This is a genomic window from Bradyrhizobium ferriligni (genome assembly GCF_056837965.1).
This window is the reverse complement of the sequence record NZ_JBXEJO010000075.1, coordinates 1-12,305: the sequence shown is the minus strand read 5'-3', so window position 1 is coordinate 12,305 and position 12,305 is coordinate 1. Positions and strand designations below refer to the sequence as shown.

General features: G+C 64.5%; 9 protein-coding genes. 5 read left to right on the top strand and 4 right to left on the bottom strand.

The features are described 5' to 3' along the window. Positions 1 to 16: 16 nt before the first annotated feature. Positions 17 to 1,264, bottom strand: a complete 1,248-nt coding sequence (locus AC1VNY_RS33930) for an amino acid ABC transporter substrate-binding protein (protein WP_482408441.1) — start codon at positions 1,262 to 1,264, stop codon at positions 17 to 19. Between the two features lie 230 nt (positions 1,265 to 1,494). Between AC1VNY_RS33930 and AC1VNY_RS33925 the strand changes: the two genes are divergently transcribed. The 4 genes from AC1VNY_RS33925 (at position 1,495) to AC1VNY_RS33910 (ending at position 5,425) form a co-directional block, all read left to right on the top strand. Beyond that, complete coding sequence (locus tag AC1VNY_RS33925) at positions 1,495 to 1,908, top strand: Zn-ribbon domain-containing OB-fold protein (protein WP_044537232.1); 414 nt, start codon at positions 1,495 to 1,497, stop codon at positions 1,906 to 1,908. A 4-nt stretch (positions 1,909 to 1,912) separates the two neighbouring features. Continuing rightward, positions 1,913 to 3,052, top strand: a complete 1,140-nt coding sequence (locus AC1VNY_RS33920; protein ID WP_482408440.1) for a thiolase C-terminal domain-containing protein — start codon at positions 1,913 to 1,915, stop codon at positions 3,050 to 3,052. A 175-nt stretch (positions 3,053 to 3,227) separates the two neighbouring features. Next, on the top strand, positions 3,228 to 4,142 hold the full coding sequence (locus AC1VNY_RS33915) for an SDR family oxidoreductase (RefSeq protein WP_028338734.1): 915 nt from the start codon (positions 3,228 to 3,230) through the stop codon (positions 4,140 to 4,142). Between the two features lie 170 nt (positions 4,143 to 4,312). Next, positions 4,313 to 5,425, top strand: a complete 1,113-nt coding sequence (locus tag AC1VNY_RS33910; protein ID WP_141339454.1) for an SMP-30/gluconolactonase/LRE family protein — start codon at positions 4,313 to 4,315, stop codon at positions 5,423 to 5,425. Positions 5,426 to 5,565: 140 nt separating this feature from the next. On the opposite strand, the gene ppc is transcribed toward AC1VNY_RS33910, so the two are convergent. The 3 genes from ppc to AC1VNY_RS33895 form a co-directional block, all read right to left on the bottom strand. Further along, positions 5,566 to 8,373, bottom strand: a complete 2,808-nt coding sequence (ppc, locus tag AC1VNY_RS33905; protein ID WP_482408464.1) for a phosphoenolpyruvate carboxylase — start codon at positions 8,371 to 8,373, stop codon at positions 5,566 to 5,568. 290 nt (positions 8,374 to 8,663) lie between these two features. Further along, positions 8,664 to 10,211 (bottom strand): acyl-CoA synthetase, encoded by a 1,548-nt coding sequence (locus tag AC1VNY_RS33900; protein ID WP_482408439.1) that lies wholly within the window; start codon positions 10,209 to 10,211, stop codon positions 8,664 to 8,666. Between the two features lie 139 nt (positions 10,212 to 10,350). Next, positions 10,351 to 11,160 carry a crotonase/enoyl-CoA hydratase family protein gene (locus AC1VNY_RS33895; protein WP_482408438.1) on the bottom strand — a complete coding sequence of 270 codons (810 nt, stop codon included), beginning with the start codon at positions 11,158 to 11,160 and terminating at the stop codon, positions 10,351 to 10,353. A 100-nt stretch (positions 11,161 to 11,260) separates the two neighbouring features. On the opposite strand from AC1VNY_RS33895, the gene AC1VNY_RS33890 reads away from it, so the two are divergent. Further along, on the top strand, positions 11,261 to 12,136 hold the full coding sequence (locus tag AC1VNY_RS33890) for an SDR family oxidoreductase (protein WP_225641612.1): 876 nt from the start codon (positions 11,261 to 11,263) through the stop codon (positions 12,134 to 12,136). The last annotated feature ends 169 nt before the right edge of the window (positions 12,137 to 12,305 follow it).

Genomic DNA, 12,305 nt, shown 5'->3' with positions numbered 1-12,305 from the left:
GCCGCCCTCACCTGCATCACGGCGCCGGATAGATCGGCTTGCCGGTCGCGGTCTCGTGCGGATAGATCGAGACGAACTTGATGTGATCGTGCTCGTCGACCGTGAGCTGGCCGAGCGGCGTCAGTTCGCCGATCTGGCCGCCCGTCTCGTCCAGCGCGAAGGTGCCGTCCAGCGTCTTGAGCTGGCCGCTGAGCGAGAACACCGCGCGGCGCAGCTCCATCTGCTCGAGGCTGGTCGCGACCGACAGCGTCTTCTCGATCACCAGCGCGGTGGTGTAGCCGGCAACCGCGTTGAAGCCGAACTCCATCTTGCCGTCGTTGTACTTCTTGGTCCAGGCGGCGCGGAAATCCTTCATGTTCATCCCGAAATTGACGGGATAGTCCAGCTCGGACGGCGGCACATAGGTCCAGATGTGCTCGAGGCCCTTGGCGCCGACATTCTTCTCGAGCAATTCGGTCTCGAGGCCGGCATAGATCGCGAACAGCATCTTGAACTTGGTGCCGACGTCCTGGACGTTGCGCAGGAAGGCGATGTCGTTCGGCGCATAGCCGAAATGGATCACCGCGTCCGGATTGGCGTTGCTGATGTTGTTGATGATGACGTTGTAGTTGGTGGTCTCGGTCGGAACGCCCTGGTCATAGACGATCTCGATCGGCGCACCGGACTCCTTGACGAACTTGCGGAACGCGTTGGCCTGAGTGCCGGTGAACTCGTTGGTCGAATACAGGATGGCGACCTTCTTGATGCCGAGGCCCGGGCCGTCATGGCTGATGAAATCAGCCACCGGCTTCGGCCACACCGTCGACACCGGATCGGCCATCAGTGCGATGTAGGGATTGTCCTTGGAGAAGAAGCTCGCGCCGGTGCCGGTCTGGTCGAACAGGAACATCTTGTGGTCGCGCGCGATCGCAACCGCGGGCGCCGTCAGCACCGATCCGGAATCGGCGACCAGGAGGTCCACCTTATCCTGGGTGACGAGCTGATTATAAAGCGTCGAGGCGGTCGCGGTGTTGCTCTGGTCGTCATAGGAGACGAGCTTGATCGGGATCTTCTTGTCGAACGCCTTCACGAACACGCCACCCTCGGCGTTCTTCTGTTCGACCCACAATTTCAACGAGCTGTAGACCGGCATCGAGATCGAGGCGTAGCGCCCCGACGACGCATAGAGCGTGCCGATCTTGATCTCCGACGGTGCGTCGGCGGCCATCGCCTGCGTGGCAAATGCGAGGCTGGCAGCGAGTGCCGCGCCGATGATCCTCAGCATGATATGTTCCTCCCGGCTATCTTGAACGTGTCTCGACGTATCTTGGACGCGGCCCTTCTACGCGCCGGATCGGAGCGACACAAGCATCGCGGCCTTAGCAATTGTGCGAGGGGCGGAATATGCGGCATGCGCGGGACACAGGCCGCTGCGCGGAGCATGGATGGTCCGTTGACGGGCCTTGGTTCAATGGCGCATCAAGATCGTAACGATTTCGGGAGGAGACATCAGACATGGCCGAGCCCGCGCGCGCGAAACCAAAGCCGACACCGGAGACCCAGCATTTCTGGGATGGCACCAAGGCCGGCGAGCTGCGCCTGCAGCGCTGCGATGCCTGCGCCAATGTCTACTTTCCGCCGCGGCCGTTCTGCCCCTCCTGCGCCTCGCGCAAGGTCTCGATCTTCAAGGCCAGCGGCAAGGGCAAGCTCTACAGCTACGTCATCAACCACCGTCCCGCCGCGCCCGGCTTCACGCCGCCTTATGCGATCGCGGTCGTCGAGCTCGACGAGGGCCCGCGCATGATGAGCAACATCATCGATTGTCCGCAGACGCCGGAAGCGCTCGAACTCGACATGCCGCTCGAGGTCGCCTTCGAGGCGCTCGACGACAAGATCACCCTTCCTTTGTTCCGTCCGGCAAAGGGGTAATGTGATGCGCAGGAACCAGGTTGCCGTCGTCGGCGCGGCCGAAACCACCGAACTCGGCGTCATCCCGAACATGTCGCAGATCCAGCTGCACGCGGACGCGGCGCTGAATGCGATCGCGGACGCCGGCCTGAAGCTGTCCGACATCGACGGCTTCGCTACCGCGGTGGAGACCCCGCAGCAGATGGCGCACTATCTCGGCATCACGCCGACCTGGGTCGACGGCACCTCCGTCGGCGGCTGCTCCTTCATGCTGCATGTCCGCCACGCCGCCGCCGCGATCGAGGCCGGCCTCTGCAAGACCGTGCTGATCACCCATGCCGAGAGCGGCAAGTCGATGATCGGCAAGCAGCCGCGCTTCACGCCGGCCGACAGCCTCAACGGCCAGTTCGAATCGCCGTTCGGCGTCTATGGGCCGCCGAGCATGTTCCCGATTCCCGTGCTGCGCTTCATGAAGACCCACGGCATCACGCATGAGCAGCTTGCGATGGTCGCGGTGGTGCAGCGCGAATGGGCGGCGAAGAATCCCCGCGCGACCATGAAGGATCCGATCACGGTCGCCGACGTGCTGAATTCGCGGATGATCGCCTATCCGTTCCGGCTGCTGCAATGCTGCCTCGTCACCGACGGCGGCGGCGCGCTGATCCTCACCTCGGCCGACCGCGCCAAGGATTTCCCGAACAAGCCGGTCTACATTCTCGGCACCGGCGAGAGCGTGGAGACGCCGATGGTCAGCCAGATGAAGACGTTCGACTCATCGCGCGCCTTCAAGGTGGCGGGCCCCCTCGCCTTCAAGGAGGCCGGCATCACCCAGAAGGACGTCGATCATCTGATGATCTACGACGCCTTTGCGCATCTGCCGCTCTACGGCCTCGGCGACCTCGGCTTCATGCCGTACGAGGAGACCGGCAAGTTCATCGCCGACGGCAACACCCGCCCCGGCGGCAAGCTGCCGCTCAACACCAATGGCGGCGGCCTCAGCTACATGCACTCCGGAATGTACGGCATGTACGCGCTGCAGGAGAGCGTGCGGCAGATGCGCGGCATCGCGCCGGCGCAGGTGCCGAACGCGAAGATCTCGGTCTGTCACGGCGTCGGCGGCATGTTCGCCGCAAGTGGCACGATCATCTTTACGAACGAGAAATGAGCGAGCTGCTCGCCTCCTCCCTCTCCCCGTTCCTACGGGGAGAGGGTTGGGGTGAGGGGCCGCTTACACATACTCGGACTCGCGGAGAGTCCCCCTCACCCGGATCGCATCTGCGATGCGATCCGACCTCTCCCCGCAAGCGGGGCGAGGTCAGCAAGACACCAGGAGAACCGACATGGCAAAATCACTGCAGGATAAAGTCATCATCGTCACCGGCGCGGGCCGCGGCATCGGCCGCGAGATCGCGCTGCTCTGCGCGGCAGAAGGCGCCAAGGTCGTGGTCAACGATCCCGGCGGCGCTGCCGACGGCGGCGGCTCGAGCGCCGCACCCGCCGAGGAGGTGGTCGAGGAAATCAAGAAGCGCGGCGGTACCGCGGTCGCCAATTTCGAGTCGGTGGCGGAAGCCATCCCCGCCAGCAAGATCGTGAAGACCGCGACCGATCATTTCGGCCGGCTCGACGGCGTCGTCAACAATGCCGGCATCCTGCGCGACATGATCTTCCACAAGATGAGCGTGGAAGCCTTCGAGGCCGTCATCAAGGTACATCTGATGGGCTCGTTCTATGTCAGCCACGCCGCCGCGCGGATCTATCGCGAGCAAGAGTCAGGCTCCTTCGTGCACTTCACCTCGACCTCCGGCCTGATCGGCAATTACGGCCAGGCCAACTACGCCGCCGCCAAGCTCGGCATCGTCGGCCTGTCGAAATCGATCGCGCTCGACATGGGCCGCTTCAACGTGCGCTCGAACTGCGTGTCGCCGTTCGCCTGGACCCGCATGATCGGCACCATCCCGACCGAGACCGACGCCGAGAAGGCGCGCGTCGAGAAGATCAAGCAGATGGGGCCGGAGAAGATCGCGCCGGTCTGCGCCTATCTGCTGTCGGACGCGGCCAAGGACGTCACCGGACAGATCTTCGGCGTGCGCATGAACGAGATCTTCCTGTTCGGCCAGCATCGTCCGGTGCGCTCGGTTCATCGCGGCGAAGGCTGGACGCCCGAGACCATTGCCGAACACGGCATGCCCGCGCTGAAGGGATCGTTCGCCAAGCTCGACCGCTCGGCCGACGTCTTCACCTGGGATCCGATCTGAACTTGATCTGATCCTCCGATCCGATCTGACAGTTTTATGAACTAGTCGCCTCCGCGAAACAGCGGGGGCGACACACTCTTTGGTTGTTTCATCATGGCGTGCCCGCATTGTGCCAGAATTGCGGGGGTATGATCGTCCTCCCGATAACAAAAAAGCCTGGGAGGACTTTCGTGACAAATCCAAGCAACATTCAGAAACACGAGGGCGACGGTGCGAAGGCGTTCGACCGTCGGACAATCTTGCGCGGTGCAACGGCGCTTGCTGCAACCGCGATGGCCGCATCCGATGCCGCAGCGCGCGACTTCGGCCCCAACGCGGAGCCGCAGCGCTATCCCGATCCAGACATCGTCGTGATCGACGACAAGCGCTTCAAGGCCAAGGTCGGCAACACCGCGATCAAGCGGCTCTACACCGGCTGCCTGTGGGCGGAGGGCCCGGCCTGGAACGCGCAGGGCCAGTATCTGGTCTGGAGCGATATCCCGGCCAACCGGCAGTTGCGCTATCTCGACGATGACGGCCACATCTCCGAGCAATTCCACAAGCCGTCGAACGAGGCCAACGGCTCGACCTTCGATTTCGAGGGCCGCCAGATCACCGCCGAGCGCACCCGGCTGGTGCGCTACGAGCACGACGGAACCGTCACGCCCCTGGCGGAACAGGCCAATGGCAAGCAGCTCAACGGGCCGAACGACATGGTCGTGCATCCCAATGACAAGTCGATCTGGTTCACCGATCCCGGCTATGGCGCGATCTCGATCTATGAGGGCCAACTGGCCAACACCGGATCGAAGCAGCCCTACCAGAAGGAAGCGGTCTATCGCATCGATGCTGCGACCGGCCAGATCACCAAGGTCGCCGACGAGCCGTTCAAGCCGAACGGCATCGCCTTCAGCCACGACTACAAGAAGGTCTATGTCTGCGACACCGGCACCACGCATTACCCGAACGCCAAGAACATCGTCTGGCAGTACGACCTCAACGGCGACAAGCTCTCCAACCCGCGCACGCTGATCGACATGACGCTGGACGGCAAGTCAGGCTTCCCGGACGGCCTGCGTGTCGACGTCGACGGCAATATCTGGGTCGGCGCCGGCTGGGTCGGACCGGGCTATGACGGCGTACAGGTGTTTGCGCCCGACGGCCAGCGCATCGGCCAGATCCTGCTGCCGGAGACCTGCGCCAACCTCACCTTCGGCGGCAAGAAGCGCAACCGCCTGTTCATGACCGCAAGCCAGTCGCTCTACGCGGTCTATGTGGAGACGAAGGGCGCGCATAACTGTTGATGCAAACGCGCTGTCGTCCCTGCGAAAGCATGGACCCATAACCACCGGTGGCCGATTGTTTGAAAGGCTGGGGTTCCAGCTTCTCGCAACACTCCCGGTCGTGGTTATGGGTCCCGGCGTTCGCCGGGACGACGCTGCGGCTAGCCGCTATTCCGCAGCCCCGCCGAGATCCCGTTGATCGTGATCTGAATCCCGCGCAGCACCTGCTCGTCCGGGTTCTGCGCGCGATACTCCTTGAGCAGCTCCACCTGCACGTGATTGAGCGGATCCATGTAAGGGAAGCGGTTGCGGATGCCGCGCTCCAGCAGCGGGTTGCCCTGCAGCAGCCGGTCGTGCCCCATGATGTCGAGCAGCGTCTCGATCGACAGGTGCCATTCGCGGCGGATCTGGCCAAAAATCTTCTCGCGCAACGCGACGTCGGGCACCAGCTCGGCATAGCGCGAGGCGATCGCGATCGAGCTCTTCGCCAGCACCATGTCCATGTTGGACAATAGTGTGCGGAAGAACGGCCATTCCCGGTAGAGCTCCTGCAGGAACGCCATGCCCTGCTCGGGATGCCCGGATATCCAGCTCTCGACCGCGCTGCCGAAGCCATACCAGCCCGGCAGCATCAGCCGGCATTGCGCCCAGGAGAACACCCACGGGATGGCGCGCAGGTCCTCGATCTCGCGGGTCTTCTTGCGCGAGGCCGGGCGGCTGCCGATGTTCAGCGTCGCGATCTCGTTGATGACGGTCGAACCCCAGAAATAATCGGCGAAGCCTTCCGTCTCATAGACGAGGCCGCGATAGGCCTTGAAGGCGAGCGCGGAAATCTCCTCCATCGCCTTGAGATATTCGGGGCGCGGCGCGCTCTGCCGCGGCTGCAGCAGGCTGGTTTCCAGCGTCGCCGCGGCGAGGATTTCCAGATTGCTGCGGCCGACCTCGGCATTGGAATATTTCGACGAGATGATCTCGCCCTGCTCGGTGATGCGGATCTGGCCGTTCACGGCGCCGCCGGGCTGCGCGATGATCGCGTCATAGCTCGGCCCGCCGCCGCGGCCGACCGAACCGCCGCGGCCGTGGAACAATCGCAAGCGCACGCCGTGGCGCTCGAACACCTCGACGAGGCCGATCTCGGCCTTGTAGAGCTCCCAGCCCGAGGTGACGAAGCCGCCATCCTTGTTGCTGTCGGAGTAGCCGAGCATCACCTCTTGCACGCTGCCGAGACTGTCGACCAGCTTGCGATAATCGTGCAGCACCAGCATGCGGTCCATGATGCCGCTGGAGGCCTGCAAATCCTCAATGGTCTCGAACAGCGGCACGATGTTGACGGCGCTGCGGCCGGACGGATTGACCAGCCCGACCTCCTTCAGCAGCACCGCGACCTCGAGCATGTCGGACATGCCCTGGCACATCGAGATGATGCATTGGGAGATCACTTCCGGCCCGAACCTGGCATGCGCCTCGGCCGCGGCACGGAACACGGCGAGCTCGCTTTGGGTCTCCTCGGAATATTTCACGAAGGGCGAGGCCAGCGGCCGTGCATTGCGCAGCTCGGCGAGCAGCAGGCTGACGCGGGCGTCCTCGCCGAGCGCCAGATAGGACATCCCCGGATTGGCGGTATCGAACAGCTCGGCAATGGTGCGCTCGTGCACCGCCGAGTTCTGGCGGATGTCGAGCCGCGCCAGATGGAAGCCGAAGCAATCGACCGCCCGCCGCAACTGCCGCAGCCGGCCGCGCGCGATCACGCTGGAATTGTTCGCGATCAGCGAGCGGTTGAGCACGTCGAGATCGGCCTGGAATTCCCTGGCGCTCGCATACGGCTCGGCCTTGCCGACCGGCGGCCGCGTGGTCTCGACCTCGAGCCGAGAAGCCGTCGCCGCAAGCCTTGCATAGATGCCCGATACGGCCAGACGATACGGTTCGCCGCTGCGATGCGGCGAGGTGTCGGGCGAGCGCTCGGCGAGGCTCCGCAGCTCGTCCGAGACGTCGGCGAGATGCGCCGCCAGCGACAATTCGGCGCCAAGCGCATGCAGCTCCTCGAGGTAGAAGTTGAGTGCCTGTCTCGACTGCAGGCGCAGCGTGCCGCGCATCACCTCCGCGGTGACGAAGGGATTGCCGTCGCGATCGCCGCCGATCCAGCTTCCCATCCTGAGAAAGGATGCGAGTTCACCGGCCTCGCCGCCCTCCTTGTTCAGGCGGTCCTCCAGCGCGCAATGCAGCCGCGGCACTTCCTGCAGAAAGGTGTAGTCGTAGAACGAAAGGCCGTTGGCGACCTCGTCGAGCACGGTCAATTTGGTCCGGCGCAGCAGATTGGTCTGCCACAGCGTCACCACCGCGCGGCGCAGCTGCTCGTCGCTGGCCTCGCTCTCGTCCGGCGTCATCTGCAGCCGCTCGCGGCGGTCGAGCAGATCCGCGATCTCCATCTCGCGGTCCATCGTGCTCTTGCGGCGGACCTCGGTCGGATGCGCGGTCAGCACCGGGCTGACCAGCGCGCTCCTGAAGAAGCTGCGCAAATCGGCCGGGCTGATACCGGCCTGGCGGGCATGCACCAGCGTCTGTTCCAGCGTGCTCGGCCGCGGCGCCCCGCTCGGCCCGCGGCTGCGCATCTGGCGGATGTTGTTCTGATCCTCGGCGATGTTGGCGAGGTGGGAGAAATAGCTGAAGGCGCGGACGATCTGCAGCGTCTCGGCAATCGACATGCCGTCGAGAATGCTCTCCAGTTCCCGCCGCGCCAGCTTGTCCTCGTCGCGATGGAAGCGGACCGAGGTCTGGCGGATGCGCTCGACCAGGTCGAATACGTCGGCCCCTTCCTGGTCGCGCACGGTGTCGCCGAGGACGCGCCCCAAAAGGCGGATGTCGTTCCGCAGCCGCGCATCCTCCTCCTGCGCAGTCGCTTCCAGAAGGCTGGCCTCCGCGGCACGCTTGGCGCGGATTTCCGTCTGGGACGGCATGGTCTGGGGAGGCATTACCTGGGGAGACATGGCTTCGCTACTCCGGAGGCTGCCCGGCTCCTCCCGAGTGTGCGCTTTTTTTGCCGCAGCGCAAGATGAACTTGGTGGCGGTGCACCACTGCCGTCGTCCCTGCGAAAGCAGGGACCAATAACCACCGATGTCCGAGGTAGACATCGGACGGGGCCACAGCCTGCGCAACGGGGACATCCGTGGTTATGGGTCTCGGGTCGCGCGGAGCCTGTCATCGGGCGGCGCTTCGCGCCGACCCGTTGGCTTGCCCGGGACGACGGCGAGTCTTGTGGCGCTAGATCCTCCGCCCCGCTCGCTCCCAATACGGATCGCGCAGCCGGCGCTTGAAGATCTTTCCGGAATCCTCCCGCGGCAGGTTGGTCTGGATCTCGATGTGCTTGGGCACCTTATAATCGGCGAGCGCAGTCTTCAGCTGGGCGCGGACGGAGGCGATGTCGAGCGCGACGCCTGGCTGCGGCTCGACCACCGCCATCAGCGCCTCGCCGAACTCGGCATCGGGGATCCCGAACACCGCGCAGTCGTGCACGCCGGGGACGGCATGCAGCACCGCCTCGATTTCGGCCGGATAGATGTTGACGCCACCCGAGATCACCATGTCGCGCTTGCGATCGCAGATGAAGACGTAGCCGTCGGCATCGATATAGCCGACGTCGCCCGAGGTGATGAATCCCTGGCGGTCGATCTCGGCGCGCTTCTCCGACTTGTTGTGATAGGTGAAGTCGGGATTGCCCTTGATCCGCGAATAGATCTCGCCGATCTGGCCTTGCGGCACCTCCTTGCCGTCGTCGCCGACGAAGCGAAGCTCGGCACCGGGCGAGATCTTTCCGACCGTGCCGGGCTTCTTCAGCGCGTCCTCGGAATTGGCGAAGGTGACCGCGCCTGACTCGGTCGAGCCGTAGAACTCGTAGATCACCGGCCCCCACCATTCGATCATGGCGCGCTTGACATCGGGCGGACAGGGCGCGGCGGCATGGATGATGTGGCGCAGCGACGACATGTCGTACTTCCGGCGCACCTCCTCCGGCAGCTTCATCAGGCGGATGAACATCGTCGGCACCATGAAGATGGTGTCGATCCGCTCGCGCGCGATCAGCTGCAGAAACTCCTCCGCGTCGAAGCGCGGCATCAGCACCAGCGCGCCGCCGAGCTTGCCCGAGCGCAAGCCGAAGGAATTCGGCGCGGAATGGTAGAGCGGTCCCGGCAGGATCGCGCGTGCGCCGGGCTTCAGGCCGTAGATCATCGCGCGCATTGCTTCCGCATTGGCGGTCTGCTCCGGCGTCGGCGCGAAGCGGCGCACGCCCTTCGGATGGCCTGTCGTGCCCGAGGTGTAGATCATGTTCTGCGGCTGCGGCACCACCGGGCCGTCGTAGCGCGGGAATTGCGCGAGCCAGGCTTCGAAATCGATCGCGAAATCCGGTGTCGCCAGATGATCGGGATTGATCTTGTAGTTGGCGAGGATTTCCGGTGGCGTCGGCACACTGAGCACGATGACACCGGGCGGGATCGCACCGCGCAGCGGATGCAGCATATCGGCATGACCGATCAGGACGCGCGTGCCGGAATCCGTCAGCACATAGTTGATCTCCTCCGGCTTGAAGTGCCAGTTGATCGGCACGCCATAGGCGCCGAGCCGCATCGCGGCATAGGCAGCCTCGATGAAGGCGATGTCGTTGCGCATCAGCATGCAGACGCTGTCGCCCGGCTTGACGCCGAGCTCGTTGAGGCCGCTGGCAATACGGTCGGCGCGCTCGGCCACCGCAGCGTGATCGCGCCGGCGACCGCCGCTGACGATGCCGAGGAAGGGCTGGGACGTTTCGCTCATTTCTGTGTTGTTCTTCGTTATTCGTCAGCGGCCTCGTTGCCTTCGTCGTCACCGGGCTTGTCCCGGTGATCCACGTCTTTACCGCCGCAACAAAGACGTGGATGGCCGGGACAAGCCCGGCCATGACGGCTACACATCGTCACGCATCCGCGAACCTTGGCGCGCGCTTCTCCAGATTGGCGCGCACGGATTCGGTCTGGTTCGGACTGCCGAGCAATTTCTGCTGCTCGACCGACTCCGCGAGCAGCGCGGCCGCCGGATCGACCGACAGATTGTTGAGCATGCGCTTGGCGGCACGGATCGCATCCGGGCTCTTGCCGGCGATCTCGCGCGCGACCTCGAGCGCCGCGGCGCGCGGGTCGTCGCAGACGCGGGTGGCAAGGCCGTAACTTTGGGCCTCCTGCGCCGAAAAGATACGGCCGGTATAGGTGAGCTCGCGCAGAATGTCGTCGCGCACGAGGCTCGCGAGGATCGGCGTGCCCGCCATGTCGGGCACAAGGCCCCATTTGATTTCCATGATCGACATCCGCGCATCCTGCGAGAGGAAGCGCATGTCGGCGCCGAGCGCGAGCTGGAAGCCGCCGCCGAACGCGACGCCGTGGACCGCGGCAATCACCGGCACCGGAAGCTGGCGCCAGCCCCAGACCGCCTGCTGCGGGAAATTGGCCTTGCCGTGGGTGCGGACGGTGAGATCGCGCTTCTCGCCGCCCGGCACTCCGTTACCGCCGTCCTTCATGGCGGCGAAACGGCCCATGTCGAGCCCGGCGCAGAACGCCCGGCCCTCGCCGGACAGCACCACCACCCGAACGGCTTTTTCCCTGGAAAGCCGGTCGGTTGCGGCCACCAATGCCTCGAACATCGCGGCATCGAGCGCGTTCATCTTGTCCGCCCGCACCAGGCGGACATCGGCGATACCGTCCGAAATCGATATCGAAACGCGATCTTCCATTGAAATCTCCTCCGCTGTTCCTTGTTGGCGCTTTACAGAAAGGCCGTTGTCCGCTTTTAGTCAATCGACCAATTAACTGACAACCCCCGTGGAGGAAACGATGTTCTCTGATCAGCTTCTTGCCGGGCGGCGCATACTGGTAACCGGCGGTGGCACCGGCCTCGGCAAGTCCATGGCCTCGCGGTTCCTGCAGCTCGGGGCCGAGGTGCATATCTGCGGCCGCCGCAAGAGCGTTTGCGACGAAACCGCGACCGAGCTTATGGCCGAGTATGGCGGGCGCGTGGTCAGCCACGGCGTCGATATCCGCAACGCTATGGCGGTCGACGAGATGATCGAGGCGATCTGGACCACCAGCGGCCCCCTCACCGATCTCATCAACAACGCCGCCGGCAATTTCATCTCGCGTTCGGAAGAGCTCTCGCCGCGCGGCTTCGATGCGGTCGCCAACATCGTGATGCACGGCACCTTCTATGTGACGCACGCGGTGGGCCGCCGCTGGATCGCCGGCGGGCATCGCGGCAACGTGGTGTCGATCACCGTGACCTGGGTGCGCAACGGCTCGCCTTACGTGGTGCCATCGGCGATGAGCAAGTCGGCGATCCACGCCATGACCATGTCGCTCGCCATCGAATGGGGCCGTCACGGAATCCGCCTCAACACCATCGCGCCCGGCGAGATCCCGACCGAGGGCATGAGCAAGCGCATCAAGCCCGGCGACGAGGCCGGTGCGCGCACCAAGGCGATGAACCCGATGGGCCGCGTCGGCACCATGGAGGAATTGCAGAACCTCGCCGTGTTCCTGATCTCCGGCGGCTGCGACTGGATCAACGGCGAGACCATCGCCATGGACGGCGCGCAGGCGCTCGCGATGGGCGGCAATTTCTACCAGCTGCGCGACTGGAGCGACGACGACTGGACCAAGGCGCGCGAGTCGATCAAGGCCCAGAACGAGAAGGACCGCGCGGCGCGGGGTTGAAACGACAGGTCGCGCCTCAACCTCAACTGTCGTCCCCGTCGTTCAGGAAGGCATCCGCCTCGACCTCCCACGTCGTCCCGGCGAAGGCCGGGACCCATATGTGGACGGCCCCCGTGGCACAAGAGCTTTTTGGTGAGATCGGATCGCTTGCATCCATATGTCCGGCCTG